Source organism: Lysobacter sp. Root690 (genome assembly GCF_001427785.1).
GTDB lineage: Bacteria > Pseudomonadota > Gammaproteobacteria > Xanthomonadales > Xanthomonadaceae > Lysobacter.
This window is the reverse complement of the sequence record NZ_LMHM01000018.1, coordinates 530863-554153: the sequence shown is the minus strand read 5'-3', so window position 1 is coordinate 554153 and position 23291 is coordinate 530863. Positions and strand designations below refer to the sequence as shown.

The window sequence follows — 23291 nt, the reverse complement described above, 5'->3', positions numbered from 1 at the left end:
AGCGCGGGCAATGGCGGCAGTAATTTCAGGGAATGGTCTGGGGCTGTTCAACAGCTCGGCGAGTCAGATCGGAATGGGGTTGGGCGGCGGAGCCCGCCTGGGTCAGGGTCAGGACAATCAGTTCGTCAATGTCGCCACCGGCAACTTGTTGCTGCAAAGCCAGGACGACCAGGTCCTGTTCCGCGGCATGCTGGTCGGCTTCAATCGCACCTACAACAGCCGCGGGCAGTTGTCGCAAGTCGGGGCCGATGCCTGGCTGACCGGGTTCGAGCGTCGGGTCGAATTGCTCTCGGGCACGTTCAACACCGCTAGCAGCGTGATGCGTCGGCATACCGGCGACGGTTCGTACCAGGACTTCACCTTCGTCAGCGCGGGCGTATACAGCTCGAGCACCGGCGAGGGCGCGCATGACAGCCTGAGTTGGGACGCCGGCAGTTCGACCTGGAGTTATGTCGAAGGCAGCACGCGCCAGGAAGAGCGCTACGCCGACCACGCCAGCGCGACCCTGAAGGGCCGGCTGACGCAGTTGCGCGATCTGCGCACGGACGGGGCGCAGCCGCTGGCTTGGGATGTTAGTTACGACGCCAATGGGCGGGTGTCGCAGGTGGCGGCGCAGCAGGGCGACCAGACCCGTTTCGTGTTCACCTACGACAGCGGCGGCCGGCTGGCCCGAGTGACCAGCATGTCGGGCGCGGCCACGCTCGGCCAGACCTTCTACGCCTACGACGGTGCCGGCCGATTGGCTTCGGTCACGGTCGACCTGACCCCGGGCGTGGTCGTTGACGGCAACGGGACCGGCGACCACGACCAGTGGACCGCCGCGACCGGCTCCAACGACGGTTATCTGTTCAAGACCACCTACAGCTATGTCGATGCGACCAGCCTGCTGATTTCGCGGGTCGAACAAAGCGACGGCAGCCTCACCAGCTACAGCTACGACGCGCAGGGCCGGATTCAGACCGTCACCCGGGGCGACAGCAACAGCAACGACGCTGACGGTGTCGGTGAAACGCTGACCTTCAGCTACGACAGCGCGACCACCACCAGCGTCAGCGATTCCAGCGGGCGGACGTGGACTTATCTATACGATGCGGCCGGCCAGCTGACCGAAGTCAGGCAGCCCGCCGTGGACGGCCTGCGCGAAACCACCACGTACGCCTACGATGCCGCCGGCAACGTCACTCGCGTATCGACCAAGAGCGGCGGCCTATCGCTGGCCCAGACCGACTACGCCTACGACGCCAACGGCAATGTCACCTGGCAATGGGATCGCGTCCAACAGAGCACCAACGCCACAGCGCGCGCGGTCCAGCGCACCTACACCGCCGGTAACCAGCTCGCCAGCGAGACCGTCTACACCGGATTCGACACCGACGGCGCCGGTGCGGCCCTGCCGATCGGCGGGGTAACCACGACTTATCTCTACGATGCGCAGAACCGTCTGCGCTTCGTCGTCGACGCGGCCGGCGCGGTGCGCGAGCAGGAGTACTACACCAGCGGAGCGGGGATTGGGCAGGTCTCCAAGTTGCGCCGCTATTCGGGCGAGGCCTATGTCGGCGCGCTCAATGTGACGGCGCTGGAAACCTGGGCCACGACCGCGCGCAAGGCCGACAGTCTGCTGACCGATTACAACTATCTGCCGGTCCAGGCGCGCACAGAGCGCACCTACGCCAGCGTCGATGCCGCGGGCAACGGGGTCGCCAGCGATGCCGATGTCATCGAAGGCTTTCGCTACGACGAGCGCGGCCGCCTGATGACCAAGAACTACGCCAGCGCGATCAACGGCTACCGCACGGTCTACACCTATGACGGTCTGGGCCGGGTGCTGTCGGAGCGGGTCGAGGAAGGCACCGTCAAGGTACGCTCGGTGGTGTGGGTCCATCAGGACTCCTTGCGCCTGTCCCACGCGTACATCGAAGGCGGGACGATCGGCGACAACGACCAGAGCAACGACCGCCTGCGCACCGAGCAGCGCGATGCCGCCGGCCGCTTGATCTACGTCAAGGAAAGCGCCGTATCGGGCACGTCGGGCGGCATGCGCGAGTCGCGAAACTATTACGACAGCACCGGTCGCCTGCGCGCGTCCGAGGATAGCGGTGGTGCGCGCACCTATTTCTTCTATGACGTAGAAGGCCAGTTGTCCGGTCAGGTCGACGAGACCGGCGCGGTTACCGAATATGTACGCGATGCGCTGGGCCGGGTGATCGCAACCAAGCGCTACGCGACGCAGGTCAATCCGGGGTCATGGACGCAGGCTGAAAGCAGCGGCGGTGAAGGTGGCGAGGATGGGCCGGGCAACCCCGGCGGCGGCACCGAGACGATGAGCCTGTTGTCTGCGACGCGTTCGGGCATGTTGATCAACGGCATCTTCGTATTCGACCTGATCGAAGACGTCCGCCCGGCCGACTCCGCCGATGATCGCAGTACCTCGACCAACTACGATGCCCTGGGGCGCGTCGTCACCCAGACTGATGCCGAAGGCGCCATTACCACCTACAGCTACGACGGCGCCAACCGTCTGCTGCAAACGCGAACCACCGACGCCGCCGGCACCGCGGCGACCGCGCGGGTCACCCGCTATTTCTACGATGCGCAAGGTCGCGAGACGGGGCGCCTGGATGCCGAAGGCTATCTGGTCGAGCACAGCTACGATCTGGTGGGGCGACGCATTCGCACGATCGCTTACGCCACCGTTACCCCCGCCGCGCAGCAGGCCAGCGGCGGATTGAACGACCTGCGTCCGACGACTTCGGGCAACGATCAGACCACGCGCTGGTTCTACGACGGTCGCGGCAATCTCGTGGCGACCTTGAGCGCCGAAGGGTATCTGACCGAATTCGTCCACGACGCCCAGCGGCTTCAGAAGGCGACCAAGGCCTATGCGCTCAAGCTCACCGGCTTGAGCGGCAACGAATCGCTGGCGACGCTGCGCGTCGCGGCCGCGGCCGGTGGCGTACGCGAAACCCGGCTCAGTTACGACAGCGCCGGTCGAGTCATCGCCGAACAAAACCCGGAAGGCACCGTCACCCGCTACACCTACGACGCTCAGGGCAACCTGATTCGCAGCGAAGTCGCCGCTGACACCACGGAAGTGCGTGAAGGGCGCTTGCGCTACAACGTGTTCGGCGAATTGATCGGTGAGTTGCACGGCGAAGGCGCCGCGCGGGTGTTGCCGGGCATGAGCGAAGCGCAGCTCGACGCGTTGTTCGCTCAGTACGGTGTACGCCACAGTTACAACAATCTCGGTCAGCGCACTGAAAGCATCGACGCTGCCGGCAACAAGACCTGGTATTTCTACGACGCCAGCGGCCGTCCGACGTTCACGGTCAAGGGCGTGGCCGATGCCAGCGGCGTGGCCAATGCGCAGGGCGAAGTCGTCGAGACCCGCTACAACGCCTTCGGCGAAGCGATCGAGACCACCGCTTACTCCGGCCGCATCACCCTGGCCACCGCGGGCAGCCGTGACAGCGTCGCCACCGCCATCACCACCTTGGCCTATGTCGCCGCCAGCGACAGCCGGCGTAGCGTCAGTTACAACCATCGCGGCCAGGTCGTCGGCGTCGTCAATGCCGAGAGCGCGCAGACCCGCTACACCTACAACGCCTTCGGCGAACGCATCCGCGAAACCTTGGCATTCGGGACGGCCATCGCGTCGGTTAGTGAAACCGACTACGACCGCCGCGGCTTGGCCAAGGTACGCCGCGAGGGCGTCGGCAGCGCGGTCGCGCGTTCGCAAAGTTTGACCTACGATGCCTTCGGCCGAGTCGCCACGGCCGTCGACGCACGGGGCGTATCAACCGCCTACAGCTACGACCGCCTCGGCCGTCAGCTGACCGCAAGCCAGACGGTGATGGGCCGCCAGGAGCTGACCAGCACCAGCTACGACGCCTACGGCCGCGTGCTCAGCGTCACCGACGCGATGAGCCGGACCACCACCAGCGCCTACGACACCGCCAACCGCACCACCACGATCACCACGCCCGAGGGCGTCACGGTGGTCACGACCTTCAATCGTCATGGCCAGCAGGTTAACGTCGCCACGCCGTTGCCGGGCGGCACCGTCGCCAACACCAGCTATCTCTACGATCGCGACGGCAATCTCAAGAGCACCACCGACGCGCTCGGTCGCGCCGACTCCAACGAGTACGATGCACGCGGCTTGCTTAGCGCGACAGTTGACCGCACTGGGCGCCGGGTCGAACTGCGTTACGACGCGGTCGGCCGCTTGCTGCAGCGGATCGAAGACCCGGCGGGCCTGGCGATTACCACGACGTATCGCTACGACGGCCAAGGCCGCCAGAGCGAAGCCACCGACGCCAGCGGTCGCACGACCGCTTACAGCTATGACCGCGAAGGCCGCCTAACCCAGGTCGCCGCCGATCCGAGCGGCCTCAACCTGCGCACGGCTTACACCTACGACGCCCNCAGATCACGGTCACCGAAGGCGCCGGCACCGCGCAGGCGCGCACGATCCAGTACGACTACGACACCCTCGGCCGCCGCACCGCCGAACGCCTCGATCCGGCCGGCCTGAACCTGATCACCAGTTACGCCTACGACGCCAACGACAATGTCGTGCGCCGCACCGATGCGACCGGCAACGTCACCCGGTTCTACTACGACGAAGCCGACCGGATGGTTTATTCGGTCGATCCGCTCGGAGTGATGACGCGCAACTGGTATGACGTCACCGGAAAAGTCGTCGCCACGCGCACCTTCATCGTCGCGACTAATGCATCGACCCTGGCCGACGCCACCACTATCGGCGAGCTCGATGCGCGCCTGGCCTGGAACCCGCTCGACCCGGGCAGCTACACGGTCTACGACCGCGATGGCCGCGCGCGGCTGGTGCTGAACACGATCGGTACGGTCCAGGAGTTCACCTACGACGCGGGCGGGCGGGTCTCGGTGATCCGCAATTACGCGGCGACTCCCAATCTTGCCGTCCCGGGCCTGCTCGACAAGATGTTCACCGGCACCGCTCAGGTCAGCGACTTCAACCTCGATGCGCTGCGCAACGACACCGCCACCGAACGCGCGCGCGATCTGGTCACCTACCAGGTGTTCACCGCGCTAGGCGAGTTGCGCACGACGGTCGATAACGCCGGCACGGTGATCTCGTACGTGTACGACGCCGCCGGTCGCCAGACCGTGCATAAGCGTTACGCGCACGCGGCCCAGCTTAGCCCGACCCTGCGCGCCAAGCTGGTCGCCGGTACCGCATCGCCACAGGACGTCATCGACGTCACCGCGGTGTTNNGGCGCTGGTCGCGCGCGCTACACCGTCGATGGCAACGGCTCGGTGATCGAACTGCTGTACGACAGCGCTGGCCGTCCGGTCGGCACGCGCGCCTACGCGACCGCGATCGCAGTCAACACCGATGCGGCGTTCAAGTCCAAGTTGATCGCCGGCGATCCGGCGGCGACGGGCATGGTGCGCGACCGTGTCGCGGCGATCGCCAGCGACGCGCGCGACCTGCGTAGCTACCAGGTCTACGACAGCGCCGGACGCATCGCAGCGACCATCGACGGCGCCGGTTACGTCAGCACCCGCAGCTACGATGCCGCCGGCCGCGTCGTGCAGGAGCGCCGTCACGCCCAAGCCGCGACCATCGCCGCACCGCTGCTGGCCAAGCTGATCGCCGGCACCGCCAGCGTCGCTGACATCGCCGCGGTGACGCCGGTCAACAACGCCGCCGATGCGGTCGTGCGCCATATCTACGACGCCGCCGGCCGCGAGCGCTACACANNNNCGAACGGCGCTATGACGGCGCCAGCCGGGTAACCGCGCAATATCAATACTCCGTGCCGATCGCCCTCGGCCCGGTGGCGACGCCGGCCGACGTCAACGCCGCGCTCAACGCGGCCGGCGCCTACAACAGCGCCAACCTGTACCGCTCGACCCAATACGTCTTCGACGCCGCCGGCCGCGTGCGTTTCACCGTCGACGATCTCGGCGCGGTCAACGAACAGCGTTACGACGGCGCCGACAGAGTCGTCGAAACCCGCCGCTACGGCTCGACCATCTCGATCTCCACGCCGATGAACGAAGCGGCGCTCGTCGCCGCAGTCGCGGGCATCGCGGAGGTGCGCAAGACCACGACCAGCTACGACGCGATAGGTCGGGTGCTCCGCGTCACCGATGCGCTCAACCAGTACGAGGAATACACCCACAACCCGCTGGGCCAGGTCACCGCATTCCGCAACAAAAATGGAAGCATCTGGAATTACGAATACGACGCCGCCGGCCGCCGCACCGCCGAGATCAGCCCGGAGGTGTGGATCGCCAACGTCGACGCCGCGGGCACCCAGAGCTATGGCGTGCGGCGGATCGCCACCCGCACCGAATACGATGCGCTCGGCAACGTCACCCGTCGCCTCGAAGATGCCGACGGCACGCGTCCGCGCGTTACCCGCTACGAGTACGACAACCGCGGCAATCAGATCCGCACGATCTTCCCCGACGCCGGCAAGATCGATCCGGCCAGTGGTCAACTCGTCGCCTCAGGCAATCAGCCGACCATCGAAATCACCTACGATGCGCTCGGTCGCGCCGTGGTGCAAAAAGACGTGCGCGGCAACTACAGCTACAAGGTCTACGACAACCTGGGTCGGCTCGCTTACGACGTCGATCAGGAAAACTACGTCACTGCCTATACTTACGACGGCTTCGGACAGCAGACCAACCTGCGCCGCTACGCCCAGAGGTTGAGCGTCGGCGCCTTGGCCGGCTGGACCCAGGGACAGCCGCTGTCGATGGTGCAGATGCAAGCCGCCGCCGCGACTTCGGCTTCCGACCGCACCATCACCACGCGTTACGACCAGCGCGGCCTGGCCGTGCAGATCGAACAAACGCAGATCACTTACTACACCTCGGCAGGCAATGCCGCGACCGGCTCGCCGACCGTACGCATCGAATACGACGGCTTCGGCAACAAGGTCAAGGAATCGATCCTGCTCGAAGGCACCGCGGGCCAGGCCGATTCGCGCTGGGCCGATACCTATACCTATTACGATCTGGTCGGCCGGGTGACGATGACGGTCGACGCAGAAGGCTATGTCACTCGCATGCGCTACAACGCCACCGGTGAGGTGGTCGAAAGCATCGAGTATGCAAGGGCGGTATGGACCGGCGGCCTGAGCACCAGCGCTCCGCCAGCGTTGCCGCCGGCGGGCGATGAAATCATCGGTTACGACCGCATCACCCGCCTGGGCTACGACACCCTTGGCCGTAAGATCTCGGAAAGCCTGGTTCGTCATTTCCAGCGCAACGACGGCAGCTCGGGTGTGCGCGATGTAATCACCCAGTTCGGTTACGACGGCGAAGACCGGGTCACCCAGATCACCAACGACGCGGGCACCACCACCACCGTGTACGACGCGCAGGGCCGCGCCGTAAGCATCACCGAGCCGACCCGCAAGGTCATCAACGACGGCACGTTCGGCATTCTGGCGCAGAACACCGGTTATGACCTCAATCATCCGAACGTGTACGCGGACGCATCGCCGTACACCGGGATGATCTACGACGCCTTCGGCAACCTCGTACTGACCCGGCGCTTCGCCAGCGGCAAGAACGCTGCCGGCAACGTGGTCGAAGACGGCAACAAAGACCAGATCGAACGTGTGCGCTACGACTGGCAGGGCCGCGCGGTCGCGACGTCGGCATCCAACGGCGATACCGCGTATACCGACTACGACGCGGCCGACAGCGTTACCCATCGCTGGTATGTCCTGAGCGGCACCCAGTCCAGTCGCGATGTCCGAGTCCATACGTGGTACAGCTACGACAAGGCCGGCCGCCAGACCGGCGTGGGTCAGACCCGCGACCTGCTCAATGGGGGCGGCTCCAGCGTCGATCTGTCCGAATCGGTGGTCTACAACGCCTTCGGTGAAATCACCCAGAAGACCTACGCGGGCATCGTGGGCAGCCTGAACTACGGCTACGACGGCGCCGGCCGTCTGGTGACGTCCAACGAAAACTTCGGCACCAGAAACTTCGGCTACAACCTCGCCGGCCATCAAGTGCGCGAATCGCACGTCGTCCTCATCAGCGATGGCCAGACCGGCGGTGGCCGTCAAAGCGTCGACGCCACCACGTTCAACACCACCGATCGCCTGGGCCGCACGACCGCCACCCGCCTGCCGTCGAACACCACCGATTCCAACGCCACCCTCAATGTGCAGCAGCGGCTGGACCGGTGGGGCAACGTACTGGAGCTGATCGACGCGCGCGGTTATCAGACCAACTACCGCTATAACGAATCCAACCAGGTCACCCGCGACGAGCGGCCGCGGGTCGAGGTCGTGTCGGAAAGCGGCCAAAGCACGTGGCTGCGACCGGTCAACTACTGGTTCTACGACGCGTTGGGCCGCCTGATCGGCACCCGAGACGCAAATGGCAATACCCGCACCAATGAGTACAACGCCGCCGGCCAGATGATCGCGTCCAAGGATGCGCTCGGTCAGGCGACGCTAACAGCCTACGACGCATTGGGGAACCAGCGCATCACCCAGAACCCCTTGGGCTACCTGGCCTACAAGGACTACGACAACCTGGGCCGTCTGGTCGAAATCGGCGACTACCTGCCGGTTTCGGGTACCTCGCAACGCGGGCGCACCGCATTGCAGCGGTACTGGTTGAACCAAAACGGCGACCGCATCGTGGTGGCCAACGCGCTCGGCCAACAGTCGCTCTACGATTACGACAGCCGGCATCTGTTGATCAACAGCCGGACCGCGGCGGGCGTGAGCAACAGCTACGCCTACGACGTCATGGGTCGCAAGATCCGTGAGAGCAACGGCTTGAGCGGCAATCCGTTCCAGGATCGCGATGGCGAGACGGTCAACAAGGACGAATTGACCTGGGATTACGACATCTATGGCCGCCTGGTCGACCACAACAACCTTAGCGGTCGCGACTACGACTACGACTACGATCAGATCACCGGCCAGCTCACCGCCGAGAGCCAATCAGGCGGTGCGGCGGCGTACGCTTATCGTTACACCACGTACTACGCCGACGGCCGGATCAAGGCGGTGCATGAAAACGGCGCGGCTCCGACCTACCGCTACGAATACGACGCCGCCGGCAATCGCACGCTGGAGGAAGTCAGCACCGTCGACGGCGGCGGCCAGTACGTGCACACCGTCACCCGCACTTGGTACGACAGCCACAACCGCATCCAGCGAGTGGTGCAGGACGACCTGTCCGGCGGCGGCAGCAAGCGTGTATTCGATCTGACCTACAGCTACGACGCAGTCGGCAACCGCCGTAGCGTGCGCGCCGCATCGGGCTATGGTCCGAATGTCGACGGCGTTCCCGTCAGCAACAGCGGTCCGGTGGTGGTCGGCGATCCGGGCACGCGCACGATCGGAAAGGGCAAGACCACTCAATTCAGTATGCTGTTCAGCGAACTGTTCCGCGATGCCGAACAGGACCCGCTGACCTTGCAAGTCACTCTGGATGATGCAGGCAGCAGCCCGCTGCCGTCGTGGTTGAGCGTCAGCCGCGATCCGACCACCGGGCGGATCACGTTCACCGCAAATCCCGATGCCGGGGTCCCCGATCAAGCCATCGGAATCAAATTGCGCGTGCATCAGACCGCCGATCCCGGCGGCCCCAGCGCGCAGGTTTCGTTCGTGTTGCAGGTACGCACCAACAGCGCACCCGTCCTGTTGAACGGCAACGTCGCGCAGTTGCGCGCCAAGACCGGTCAGAGCTGGAATCAGGAACTTCGGCCCGGCGACTTCTTCTACGATCCTGACATCGGCGACCAGCTCAGCCTGAGCATCGACAACCTCGCGCAATTGCCGGCGTGGTTGCGGGTGGACCTGACCGATCCGACCCTGCTTCGGTTCAGCGGCCTGCCAGCCGACGGCAGCGTCACCATCCAGTTGCGCGCCACCGACCGCAACGGCGCCTCGGTGGTCAAGCAGGTCCAGCTCACCGCCGCGGCCAACAGCAGCCCGGGTGGCGTGACCAGCCTGCCGCAGGAAGAGGCCTACATCGGTCGCGATTTCATCTGGACGCGCTCAGTGGCTTCGCTGTTCCAGGACGTCGATGGCGACTCGTTGCGCTTTACCGCCAGCGGCATGCCGAGTTGGATGTCGTTGCAGGTGCTGTCGAGCCAATCGGTGCCGCAGTTGCGGGTGGCCGGCTTGGTGCCGGCCAACGGTGTGCCGGGACAGGTCTATCCGATCATATTGACCGCCACCGACGAAAACGGCGCCAGCTATTCGGTGACCTTGAACGTCAAGTTGTACAACAAGCCGAATACCGCGCCGATTGCGCAGTATCCGACCGCCACGACCTATATGAGAGAGCGGCGGCCCATCAACTTCGGCACGCCCCAATTCACCGATGCCGACGGCGATGCGCTGACTTATTCCGTCTCCGGCCTGCCGGCGGGCATGTCGATGAACCCGGCCACCGGCTACGTCAGTGGAACTCCGCAAGCCGCGGGCACATACACCGTGGTGTTCACCGCCTACGACGGCCGCGGCGGCAGTGCGACCAGCACCTGGAGTTTCGTCGTCCAGCCCAACGGCGTTCCCGCCGCGCCGCAGATCGACGACAAGCTGGCCCCGGCCGGTTCGGGTTTCAGCTTCGGCCTGCCGACCACCACCGATCCTGAAGGCGATGCGCTGACCTACAGCTTGAGCAGCGTACCGCCGGGCATGAGCTTCAACCCGGCGACCATGACCGTGAGCGGCACACCGTCCACCGTCGGCGATTACTACCTGGTTTACACCGCGACCGACGCTCTGGGCGCCAGCACCTCGGTGGGGTTCCACGTCTATATCTTCGAAGCACCCGTGGTGCAGCAGGCGCCGGTGATCAACCAGCGCCCGCCCGACAACAACAGCATGTTCTTCGAGCACAGGCAGCGGGTGACGTTCGTCCTGCCGCCGAGCACTTTCAGCGATCCGAACAACGACGCCATCACCTATCAGGTATTGCCGTTCGCCGCCGACACCGGCACGCGCTATCCCGCTTTCCTGAGCTACAGCTTCGATCCGGTGACCGGCCACCGTTTCGATGGCATGCCCAACGACAGCTTTTCGGGTTACCGCCACATCACCTTGCGCGCGACGGACTCGACCGGGCTTTATACCGATCTGAACTTCCGCTTCTTCACCGACTACATCAAGCCGGGTCAGCCAGACGTGGTCACCCCGCCGGTCGAATCGGAATCGAGCAGCTTCAGCTTCGACATGGGCGCGGCGGCGGTTCCCGAAGAAGACGTCGCGCAATCGCAGTCGTCGGGCGCCACGGCGAGTTCGGTGGCGCCGGAGGTGAAGACCTACTGGTACACCTACGATGCCGAGAACCGCATCAAGATCAATCAAGGCGTTCTGAAGAACGATCAGATCGTGCTCGATCTTCAGTACGCGAACACCGATTCGTATGAATTGCTGTACGACACCGCCGGGCGCAACGTCGGCCGGATACGCGTCTCCCAAAGCCCTTACGATCAGAGCCTCACCACGTTCGTCTATCGCAGCACCTATGATCTGCGCGGCAACAAGATCGCCGAGCTGTACACCGACATGACCGATCCGGTGCGCAGCTTCGTCAACGGCGGCGTCGAAAAGAGCTTTATCTACGACGCCACCGGCACCCGCTTGCTGGAAACGCGCAGCTATTACCGGCTGGGCCAGGAGATCAGCCTGGGCTTCGACGGCGAAGGCATGCCGTGGGGCAAGTTAAACGTCAGCGGCTGGATAAAAGGCTCGGAGCAATTCTTCTACGATGCCGATGGCCGCCTGACCTCGCAGATCACCCGCGATCGCGCCCAGGACACGCCCGCCAAATGGCGCACCCTGTCAGACCAGATCAATGCCGGCACCGCGCCCAATCAGACCAGCGATCTGGGCGCGTTGAAGGAGTTGAGCAAGCTCGAGAATATCGACACGTGGGGTAACAGCGCTTACGACGCGGCGGGCCAGCTAAAAGCCTATCGTTTTACCCAGACAGGCCAGTTCGTGCATGACTACACGACGACGTACGTGGGCTGGGAAGGCTATCAGCAGTGGACCGTGCGGGGCGAAAGCCAGACGACTAATTACAAGCCGACCGAAAACACGCTGACCTACGACGGCTTCGGGCGTCTGCTGATGCAGCGCGAGAAGACTCAACTCAGCTCGGGCTCCATCGACGACCGCGTTCGCTATTACTCCAACACGCTGGAGGGGCGGGTAATGACCCGCCGCGAAGGCACGTTGAACAGTTCCGGCCAATTCCAGCAAGTCGTGGGCAACGACGGTTCGCGCGCCAATTATCTGTTCGTACATGCTGGCGGCCAGCAGCATGCCGAACTGCGCGAAGGCGGCCAGGTCCGTTACCAGTACGGCGAGTTGACAGCTCCGCAGCTGCAGAGCCTGGCGACCGGCGGCTACGCCGCGGGCGGCGGCACCACCGTCGTGCAGGCCGGTGAGACCCTGCAGGCCATCGCGCAGCGCGTGTATGGCTCCAGCCAGTTGTGGTACGTGCTGGCGCAGGCCAACGGGCTCAGCGACCCGGACCAGGAGCTCGGAGCTGGCACGCAGATCAATACGCCGAACGTCAACGTCAGCAGCAATGACGCGAATACGTTCAGACCGTACGACCCGCGAGACGCGGTCGGATCGACCCAGCCCAACTTGCCCTATATCGAGCCACCGGCTGGACCGAACAGCTGCCGGAAATTGACGGCCACTTTGATTCGCGTGGTCGCCAGCGTGGTGTCCGCGGTGTTTCCCGTGGTGGCCGCATTTGTCATGCCCCTGGGTGAGGCGGCCGCGCAGAAATACGAAAACAACGTCGGGCTGCGCAATGGTTACAGCTTCGGCGCGATCGCGTCGGCCTATCTCACCGCGCGGTTCGTTCCCGCTGGCGACGGTTTCTGGGGTGCTGTGAAAACCGCGACCACGCGCGCGGCCGTGAGCTACGACCTGAGCTATGCCATCGACAAGACATTGGGTCAGGACGTCAGTTACAGCTTGCGTGACCGCTACACGGGTATCGCGGCGGCGGGCGTAGGTGCGGCGATCGGATTCATCGGCTCCGGCGGGGCGACCACTTCCGCGGGCAACGCCACTACCGCACCCGTGGTACAGAAGGTAGCCTCTCACTTCCGCTGGGGCGAAGTGGTCAAGGAAGCCGGCCGCACGCTGCTGCGCGAAGGCGCGAACTACGGCATCCGCAAGGCGGTCTATGGCTCCGAAGTGAGTTGGGATTGGGGACAGTCGCTGCTAGCGGTAGCGGGCGATGTCACCGTGCTAGGTGTCGGGATGTCGCGCCAGCGCGCGGCGCAGCGTCGAATGCAGGCCGGGGAAAACGTTTCGCTCAATAACCCATTCGGTCCGGGCGGAAAATACGATGGCAATGTATACATGGGCGGCGTGCCGGCGGACGAAGAGCCGAAAGATCTCGGGCGGGTGCTGGCGACCTACGATCTGGATGCCAACGGCAACGTTATCGGCGATTCCTATCGCCTGCCATGGGAGATTTTCCGACCGACCTACAACTATTCCCGGCTCTCCAGAGGAATGGCCGCCCTGCCGAGTGATCTGAGCGAAAGGCAGATCAGACAGGTCTATACCCGCGATTACTTCAACAACGAGAGCTTGCGTGAGGCCTACAACGCGCAACAGGCTCTGTTCGCATCCGGCAAGGCGAGACTCAATCTTGGGCTTGCTATCGACATGCTGGCCCAGCCCGGCAGGACATTTGTAAATCGATGGATCAGGGGACCGGCCGATCGAGTGTTGAGTTGGGCTGATGAGACAGCGTTGACGGCTTACGAGAATTACAGCGCTCAACGAGTCGATCAGTCTCCTCATGCGTTGCTGGCCGCAATGGAAGCCATTCGTCACTCAGGTGATCGTGCACTTGTAACCGCGGCGCGCGGAACCATCGACGCGGCACGATTACTGACGAATACCGATCGGCTGATCGATAGCGCCGTTGGAATCGAGCGCATCCTCGGTTCTCAGCCTGAGGATTTGGCGACCTACTACTGGGGCGAATGGCAAAGCTTGCCGACTGAGGAGAAGGCTCAGTTGGTGGTAAATGAAGTAGCGACTCTTCCTTTCAAGGCCACTCGACTGGGTCGTATCAATGGACCCGGCGGCGGCCATAGGCATTCAGCGATCGATAACATACTGGCCGGAGGTTCTGGTAACCATCGTATGGTTGCCAGCCCGGACGGCGAGTTCAATCCGTTCCTGCCGCAAGTTTCCGCTCATCATGCGCAGGTGAGCGCCATATCCGGCGATGCCGGAGAAATCAGGGCGAAGATACGGGATTTAAGTAATAAAGATACGCGGGCGGAACTCGATGCCGCGGTGATGCTGAGTAACTCTGGCCTCAATGTGCACTTCAGGAAGCCCGCGGGAGAGATCAGGGGGGGAGAGGGGCGCACTTCGGACTTCTGGGTCGGCGGAGAAGCCGGGACCGGCGTGGGTGGTGTCAAGTACGACGTTTATGCGCCTACCACGGACAAATCCGGTGGCGTGGTCCGCATGGCTAAATCAAAGCTCGATCAAGCCGATCGACTGATAATATCTTTGGACAATACGTCGTTGCAGGTGGCAGATCTATCGAACCTGGTGAAGCGGGTGAACGGCCTGGGCGGCAATACGTTCCTGCAGGAAGTGATATTCATGAAAAATCAGCAGGCAGTTGCGCGATTTATAAAGGGAGATTGATCCATGGGTGTGGTGCTTTGTGGGTGCGGAAAAACGTTCAACGACGGCGAGATCCCATGTCCACATCAGTTCAATTTAATCGCCGATGTCGATCTGGATGAAGTCTCGGATGCCATGGTGTTGGCCTTGAACGAAGCGGACGATGGCTATGTAAAAATGCAGGTAACGATGATGGCTGGAGGCAGGGTTACCTACCGTTGTCCACACTGCCATGGTCTTCTGGTTTTCTGGGATGGATTGGATCGAGCGCCTAAGTACTACCCGTTGGGGGACTGGGGCAAGTCGGATGAGACGGATTAATGCTTGGCTGGCGATGGAACTTGACGGCGCGCGCTCAAGTAATTCCAGTGTGCGCGGTTGAATGGCAATGTTGACGGGTTGCGTTGTGTAGGGAAGGGCGGCGGTCGAAGTGCGCACCGGGCTTGATGGAAGGCTGATCGCGGCAGGCGAAAACTTGGGTACCTGGGCGGAGATCGAGCCGCTGTTGGGAATGCAGTCTCGCTTGTACGCCAGGGCACGGATCGACTTTTGAATGCAGTGAGGGCCGGGTGTGGGCGTGGGGTGTGATGCACTGTCGGTCGGTGGTTCTCAAGCCCGATGTTCAGCGCGCGATGCGTCGATGCCCAAGCGCAAGCCGTCGAGCTTTGCGCGCAAGGGTTTCAGCCCGGGCGCAAGGCTCGGAGACTTGTGATTGCAAGGCTAATGGCTTCGCGCGCGAGGCTCGCGAGGCCGGTCGCAAGGCAAATCGGCTGGCGCTCGGGGTTTCAGGCTTGCGTGCAAAGCTCCGAGGGTTGCGATCGCAGAGGGTCGAGAGCCGCGCGCAAGCCTTTTAGCATTGCGGTCGGAATTCGCAGGCTTGCGGTCCGGGCGTAGAGCCTTGCTAGCAAAGCGTGAATCGCCGGCTTCAGTGCATGGCAATGCGCCCCGGGACCGCAAAGGCTTCCGTCGCGCCGAAAACACTTATCAGTGGGCCGCAATGGTCGGGCGCTGGCTCGCCGGGCGTCGCGCGTCGGGTGGTTAGACCGGCGCTTGCGGTTCCGATTGATCTAATCCTGGCAAAGGTCGCTGCGGCCGCCGCCGGCCGGACGGCGGCCGAGGTCGAACGGGTTCACGCCGGACGCATGGCGCTGAGGCTTCGGTCTATTTGTTCGGCCCACAGGCGGAAGACTTTGGCCAGGGCGCGGCGTCGCGATTGTTCGTGTTTGCGGATGGTGGGCGGCGGTGCGTCGGTGGGGTCGATCGTGTGGGCAATGCCGATCAATTCGGCGTGGAAGGCTTGCAGTTCCAGGTAGGCGTCGACGGGCAGCACGACATTGTCGGCTTGTGATGTGGGTCGGGATGTTCGGGGCATATGCGGTACTCCTCCATGAACCGGTGGCCCGCGCTGCGCGGATTCGCAGGCGGGATGTCGGGAGGTTAGAAACCGCAAGCAAACGGCGGGCGTATTCCCCTTGCGGGTGTTGTATTAGCCGCCCTCCCGACGCAAGGCACATGCGCAGGACGTGCCCAAACTACAGGCACAAAAAACCCACCGGTATTTCGGAGGTGGGAACCGTTGCTTGAGGAGTTTCTACGCTCCGTAGCGAAGATTGCTACCGCCAAATCGCAGTGTCAACTGCCGGATGCGCGACGATAGTAAGCGTGTTGAAACTACGGAATCGTCAGTCACACTCAGTGTGTACGCACGTAGCCGGCAACAAAGGCATCGCGAAGATCACAGCGCCCAGAACGAACAGCGCGGTCAACACATGCACCATCGGCCGGTTGATCCGCAGGAACACGAATTGCTCGATCGTGCGGCCTACCCAGAACAGCGACATGCCCAGCAGCAGCGCGCGGCCCAGGGCGGTGGTTTGCAGTTCGTCGGTGTAGACGAAGCACAGCACGGCGATGCCGAGGAAGACGTAGATCAAGCGCAGGTTGAGGATTTGCACGATGGCGCGGTCGGCGACGGTCGCGCTGCGCAGGGTGTCGCGCCAGCGGAACAGTTTCCAGAAGGCGATGTGGAATACGGCGAAGGTCAAGCTGTGCAGGCCGCCGAGGTGGATCCATGTGGTTGCGGTCATGGTTGGGGCCGTCGGCGTTGAAGGGACGATGCGGTGTGGTTCGGAGGATGTTGCCTGGCGTGTAGCGAGTGGTGGAGGCGTAAGGATCAGGTCTTCGACGTAGTTGCAGTGGCGCGGTCGCGGCTTGCGCCGCTCCTACAGTTTGAAGCGTGGCGGCGTTGGATGCGGGTCAGTCGCGCTTGGGTTTCGGCGAGACGCGCATGGCGATGATCGCGCGGAAGACGGGTTCGCCGGCGGGGTTGGTGACTTCGACATTCACCGGCAGGTCGTAGCCGCTGTCGGATTCGACGATCTCGGCGCCCGGGGTCGCTATGGCGCGCATGGTGCCGACGGCTTTCTTGAGGTATTCGACGCTCATGCCGACCGGGATCCAGCGCATCGAGTTGGGGATGCTGACGTCGGTCATCACGCCGCCGGTGAGTTCGGCGAGGTTGCACATGGCGATGGCGTGGACGGTGCCCAGGTGGTTGGTGATCGCGCGACGGTGCGGCATGGTCGCGCTGCAGCGGCCGGGTTCGAGGGATTCGAAGCGCGGGCGGATGCTGGCGAAGTAGGGCGCCTTGAAGCAGACGGCGCGGGTGAACAGCCAGTGGCCGGCGGGGTAGCGGGTCAGTTTTTTGTAGAGGGTGAGGACGTTGGCGGGCATGGGCGATCTATTCCTGATTCGATGGGTGATGGCGGCCGTTGATCTGCTGTTATTGGTGACGGCAGTGATGTCTCGATTTGCCTGTCTATCTGTCCGGCGGGTGCCTTGTATGAGTGCGTTTTTTCACGTGTACTTTCCTGCCGTCATTCCCGCGAACGCGGGAATCCAGTGCCTTTGTCGCAACTGCACGAAAGTCGCTGGATTCCCGCGTTCGCGGGAATGACGGTAGGAGGGATGCGGGTAGGCCGTGTTTGCTTCGCATCTTCGGCGAGATGGCGAATGCTGTTCCCGCATACCGCATACCGCATACCGCATACCGCATACCGCATACCGCATACCGCATACCGCATACCGCATCCCCAAACCAAAACCAAAACCAAAACCAAAACGGCGAACCCGAAGGTCCGCCGTTTGGTTCAAGCTCCGACGCGATTCATGATCTTTCGATCCGCGTGCGTAGTGTTTGTCGTTACGCAGCAGCGCGCGCGTCGCTATCGCCGTGGTTCACTTCCTGCGCGTACGGCTTGTAACCGGCCGAACGCAACTCTGCGGCATCGAAGTCGTCGACGCTGATCGCATCGATCGTCATCTCGCGCAGCTCTTCCAGTTGCTTGCGTTCCTCGGCGGTAATCCAGCCTTCGCGCACGCCTTCGTCGAGCTGGCCGGGGAAATCCAGCGCTTCGATGTCGCTGTTCTTCAGGGCCTTGAGAAACTTGCGCTCGACCGGCTCGGCCAGGATCACTTTCTGCAGGTAGCTGTTGATGCGGCCGGCCGGGTTGTTCTCGCACGGGGTCAGGAACACGCCTTCGGCCAGACGGTCGCGGGCGTCGTTCGGCGACATCAGCAAGGACGCGGCGCGATGGCCCAGGCGATCGCTCGGCGCCTGCGCGCGGCGGCCCCACGGGAAAATCAGCATCCACAGCAGGTAACCGACCGGACGGATCGGGAAGTTGCGCAGCGCGCCCGACAAGGCCAGTTCGATCTTGTGCACGGCGTCGTGGAAGGCCCAGGCCAGCAGCGGCTGGTCGCCGACCGGACGGCCCTGGTCTTCGTAACGCTTGAGCATGGCGCTGGCGATGTACAACTGGCTCAGCACGTCGCCGAGACGGCCCGACAGCGATTCCTTGAACTTGAGCTTGCCGCCGAGCAGCAGCATCGAGGTGTCGGCCATCAACGCCAGCGTCGCCGAGTAGCGGTTGAGCTTGCGGTAATAACGGCGGGTGTAGGTGTCGCCCGGCGCGGCGCCGATGCGCGCGGCGGTCAGACCGAACCACCAGCTACGCACGGCGTTGGAAATCGCGAAGCCAATGTGGCCGAACAGGTTCTTGTCGAACTCGCGCAGCGCTTCGGCCTTGTCGGGCAGCATCGCTGCCTTCATTTCCTTGAGCACCCACGGGTGGCACAGGATCGCGCCCTGGCCGAAGATCATCAGCGAGCGCGTCATGATGTTCGCGCCTTCCACCGTGATCATGATCGGCAGCGCCTGCCAGTTGCGGCCAGCGTAGTTCTTCGGCCCGAGGATGATGCCCTTGCCGCCGTGGATGTCCATGACGTCCTTGGCGACTTCGCGGGCCATCTCGGTGCAGTGGTATTTGGCGATGGTCGAGGGCACGGCCGGGTTTTCGCCGCGCGCCACGGCCGCGGCGGTGGCCTGCGACAGCGCGCTGATCGCGAACGCGTTGCCGGCGATGCGGGCGAGCGCTTCCTCGACGCCTTCGAAGCGGCCGACCGACAGGCCGAACTGCTTGCGGATACGCGCATACGCGCCGGTGACGATCGCGCCCATCTTGGCGCCGCCGCTGCCCGACGACGGCAACGTGATCGAGCGGCCGATCGACAGACATTCGACCAGCATCTGCCAACCCTTGCCGGCGTAGGCTTCGCCGCCGATCAACTGGCTCAGCGGGATGAACACTTCCTTGCCGTGGATCGGGCCGTTCTGGAAGGTGCAGTTGAGCGGGAAGTGACGACGGCCGACTTCGACCCCGGCGGTGTCGCGCGGCAGCAGCGCGATGGTGATGCCGATGTCGCGCTTGTCGCCGATCAGGCCTTCGGGGTCGTACATGCGGAACGCCAGGCCGATCAGCGTGGCGACTGGCGCCAAGGTGATGTAGCGCTTGTCGAAGGTGAGCTTGACGCCGACCACGCGCGCGCCGTTCCACTCGCCCATGGTGACGATGCCGAAGTCGGGGATCGAGGTCGCGTCCGAACCCGCCCACGGGCCAGTCAAACCGAAGCACGGCACTTCACGGCCGTCGGCCAGGCGCGGCAGGTAGTGATCCTTCTGTTCCTGGGTGCCGTAGTGCATCAGCAGCTCGGCCGGGCCGAGCGAGTTGGGAACGCCAACGGTGGAGCTGACCACGCTCGACACGGTCGCCAGCTTCTGGATCACCTTGTGGTTGGCCAGCGCGGAGAAACCCAGGCCGCCGTATTCCTTCGGAATGTTCAGGCCGAAGAACTTGCTCTTCTTGATGAAGGCCCACAGGTCCGGCGACAGATCGGCATCGACGTGGGTGATCTGCCAGTCGTTGGTCATCTTGCACAGCTCTTCGGTCGGGCCGTCGAGGAAGGCTTGCTCCTCGGCGCTCAACTCGGGCTTGGGCTGCGACAGCAACTGCTGCCAGTCCGGCTTGCCGGAGAACAGCTGGCCTTCGAAACCGACCGTGCCGGCTTCCAGCGCGGTGCGTTCGGTTTCTGACAGCGGCGGCAGGATCTTGGTGTAGAAGCCCAGCAGCGGTTTGGTGATGAACGGCAGGCGGATCGCCGGGATCATCAGCGGCACCGCGATCAGCGCGACGATGACCGCGGCGACGATGACCGCAGTCGGGTTCGCGCCGAGCAGCCAGCACGCGACCAGCGCGGTCGCGGTCAGCGCGGCCCAGACCGGCAATCGCAGGCGGTGGTACGCGGCGATCGCGCCGATGAAGAGAAAGGCAAGGAAGGGGATCGCGATACTCATGACGGCGCTCCGAAGGATGCGGCTGCACTCAGGCTAGTGGGGCGCGCGTGATGTCAGTGCGGAAAACCGGGCGGCGTGTTTGCGCGAAACGCGCGTTGGATGGATCGGCCGGCCGGCATTCAAACGCTGGCATCAAACGCTTAACATACGGCCGAGTATGGAATTGCGGTTTAGTGCTGTCAACCGGAGGAGCGATCGGATTCGCGCAGCCTCGGCCGATGGTCGCGCAGGCGTGCCCGCGGCGTCGCGCCATGGCTTTTTGCTCGAATTTCCTGCTGCGTTGCAGCATTTTTCCGCGTGTTTTTGCCGAGATTCAACGAATCCGCAATCTCCATCCCGAATCACACCCCGACGTACTGTTCCCGACCATGGCGTATGGTTAAACTTGTCATCCATGAACCAGCCCGCCTCGAACAAGCCCGAGCCGAAGCTCGACACTCCGTCCGCCGATCTTCGGCCCGACGGCAAGCCCACTGATAAAGCCAGCGAGGCGGCCAAGCCCGAACGCAGCGGCCGGTTGAGCGCCGACGACTGGGCCCAGGCCGCGCTCGACCTGATCGCCGAGCAGGGGGTGGCCGCGGTCGCGGTCGAACCGCTCGCGCGCCGGCTCGGCGTGACCAAGGGCAGCTTCTACTGGCATTTCCCGTCTCGCGACGCCTTGCTGGTGGCCGCGCTGGAACGGTGGGAAAAGGTCGAGCAGGAGACCGTGTTCGGCCAGCTCGAACCGATCCCCGATCCGCGCCAACGCCTGCGCTCGCTGTTCCACCTCGTCGCCCACGAGGTCAAATCGCACGTCATCTATTCCGAACTGCTCAAGGCGCTGGACCATCCGGCCGTGCAGCCGGTGATCGGGCGCGTGTCCGAACGGCGCCTGGATTATCTGACCGCGTCGTTCCGCCAGGCCGGCCTGAGCCGCACCGATGCCCAGCATCGCGCGCGCCTGCTCTATGCCGCCTATGTCGGCTTCCTGCAGTTGAATCTGCAACTGCACCAGACCCGCATGCAACACGACGAGTTCGAAGCCTATGTCGAACACATGATGGCGACGCTGATCCCCTCGTCTTGAACCGTTTTTACTATCGTTTCCCCGGCTGGAGAGCAATGCCGTGAATGCACTATCGAAAGACGCCGCCCCCGCCACTGCCGTGCCGGGGAGCGCGGGCAGTCTGTTGGTCGCCCTCAACGAATGGGTCGCGCAGGTCGCCACGCTGACCCGTCCCGACAAGATTCAATGGTGCGACGGCAGCGAGGCCGAGCATCAGGCGCTGATCGCGCAGATGCTGGCCGACGGCACCCTGGAAACCTTGAACGAAGCCACCCATCCGGGCAGCTATCTGCATCGCTCGCATCCCGATGACGTGGCCCGGGTCGAACACCTCACTTTCGTGTGCACTAACGAACGCGAAGACGCCGGTCCGAACAACCACTGGATGGCGCCGCACGAAGCGCACGCCAAGATGGATGCGCTGTTCGAAGGCTGCATGCGCGGCCGCACCATGTACGTGATTCCGTATTGCATGGGCCCGATCGATTCGCCGCTGGCGCGTTGCGGCGTGGAAATCACCGATTCGCCGTACGTGGTCGCCAACATGCGGGTGATGACCCGCATGGGCGCGCCGGCGCTGGCGCGGATCGAGCGCGAAGGCAGCTTCGTGCGCGGCCTGCATTCGATCGGCGAGCTCGATCCCGAGCGTCGTTTCATCATGCATTTCCCCGACGAACTGGCGATCAAGTCGTTCGGTTCGGGCTACGGCGGCAATGCGCTGCTCGGCAAGAAGTGTCACGCGCTGCGCATCGCTTCGCACCAGGCCCGCAACGAGGGCTGGCTGGCCGAGCACATGCTGATCGTCGGCATCGAGAATCCGCAGGGCGAAACCCATTACGTCGCGGCCGCGTTTCCGTCGGCCTGCGGCAAGACCAACCTGGCCATGCTGATTCCGCCGGAAGGCTATCGCCAGGCCGGCTGGAAGGTGTGGACGGTCGGCGACGATATCTGCTGGATGCGTCCGGGCGCCGATGGCCGTTTGTACGCGATCAATCCCGAAGCCGGGTATTTCGGCGTCGCGCCGGGCACCTCGACCAAGTCGAATCCGAACGCGCTCGCATCGATCCAGACCAACACCATCTTCACCAATGTCGGCGTCACCGCCGACAACCAGCCGTGGTGGGAAGGGCTCGATAACGGCCAGACCCCGGTCACCGATTGGCGCGGCAACGCTTACGACGCCAACAAGGGTCCGGCCGCGCATCCGAATTCGCGTTTCACCGTGTCGGCCAAGCAGTGCCCGAGCTATTCGACCGAAGCCGAAAACCCGGCCGGCGTGCCGATCTCGGCGATCGTGTTCGGTGGCCGCCGCGCCTCGCTGGTGCCGCTGGTGTTCGAAGCGCGCGACTGGACTCACGGCGTGCTGATCGGCGCGGCGATGGGTTCGGAAACCACCGCCGCCGCGACCGGCGCGGTGGGCGTGATGCGCCGCGACCCGATGGCGATGAAACCGTTCTGCGGCTACAACTTCGCCGATTATTTCGCCCATTGGCTGTCGTTCGACGATGCCGGCGCGAAGTTGCCGAAAATCTTCCACGTCAACTGGTTCCGCAAGGGCGACGACGGCAAGTTCCTGTGGCCGGGCTTCGGCGACAACCTGCGGGTGATCGAGTGGATGATCGGCCGGGTCAAGGGCGAGGCCGGCGCGACGCAAACGCCGATCGGCTATCTGCCGCAGGCGGGCGATTTGAATCTCGACGGCGTCGCGCTGAACGAGGAAGCCCACGCCAAGCTGTTCGGTTTCGACCATGCCGGCTGGAGCGCGGAGTTCGACAGCATCGGCGAGTACCTGGGCGAGTACGGTCCGCGCATGCCGCAGGCGCTGCATGACGAGCAGCGGCGAATCGCGGCTGCGTTGAAGGCTTGATCGACCTACACCCT

General features: G+C 63.9%; 8 protein-coding genes. 4 read left to right on the top strand and 4 right to left on the bottom strand.

The window, feature by feature from the left end; genetic code table 11:
* The first annotated feature begins 5805 nt into the window (after positions 1–5805).
* Both ASD86_RS25445 and ASD86_RS25440 read left to right on the top strand, forming a co-directional pair.
* Entirely contained in the window at positions 5806–14694 is an 8889-nt protein-coding gene (locus ASD86_RS25445) for a putative Ig domain-containing protein (protein WP_056117257.1), read from the top strand.
* Positions 14695–14697: 3 nt separating this feature from the next.
* A complete protein-coding gene (locus ASD86_RS25440) occupies positions 14698–14994 on the top strand; it encodes a hypothetical protein (RefSeq protein WP_056117254.1) in 297 nt (98 codons plus the stop codon).
* 808 nt (positions 14995–15802) lie between these two features.
* Here ASD86_RS25440 and ASD86_RS25435 read toward each other — a convergent pair.
* From ASD86_RS25435 to ASD86_RS25420, 4 genes are all read right to left on the bottom strand, one after another.
* Positions 15803–16045 carry a hypothetical protein gene (locus ASD86_RS25435; protein WP_157477129.1) on the bottom strand — a complete coding sequence of 81 codons (243 nt, stop codon included), beginning with the start codon at positions 16043–16045 and terminating at the stop codon, positions 15803–15805.
* Between the two features lie 310 nt (positions 16046–16355).
* Positions 16356–16760, bottom strand: a complete 405-nt coding sequence (locus tag ASD86_RS25430; RefSeq protein WP_056117251.1) for a hypothetical protein — start codon at positions 16758–16760, stop codon at positions 16356–16358.
* 169 nt (positions 16761–16929) lie between these two features.
* The gene (locus ASD86_RS25425; protein ID WP_056117249.1) at positions 16930–17406 is read right to left on the bottom strand and encodes a hotdog fold domain-containing protein; all 477 of its coding nucleotides are present in this window, start codon (positions 17404–17406) and stop codon (positions 16930–16932) included.
* 469 nt (positions 17407–17875) lie between these two features.
* Positions 17876–20365 (bottom strand): acyl-CoA dehydrogenase, encoded by a 2490-nt coding sequence (locus tag ASD86_RS25420; RefSeq protein ID WP_056117247.1) that lies wholly within the window; start codon positions 20363–20365, stop codon positions 17876–17878.
* Positions 20366–20759: 394 nt separating this feature from the next.
* On the opposite strand from ASD86_RS25420, the gene ASD86_RS25415 reads away from it, so the two are divergent.
* Positions 20760–21431: a TetR/AcrR family transcriptional regulator gene (locus ASD86_RS25415; RefSeq protein WP_082578712.1), complete on the top strand. Its 672-nt coding sequence runs from the start codon at positions 20760–20762 to the stop codon at positions 21429–21431.
* Positions 21432–21471: 40 nt separating this feature from the next.
* On the top strand, positions 21472–23277 hold the full coding sequence (locus ASD86_RS25410) for a phosphoenolpyruvate carboxykinase (GTP) (protein WP_235567902.1): 1806 nt from the start codon (positions 21472–21474) through the stop codon (positions 23275–23277).
* Positions 23278–23291 lie beyond the last annotated feature (14 nt).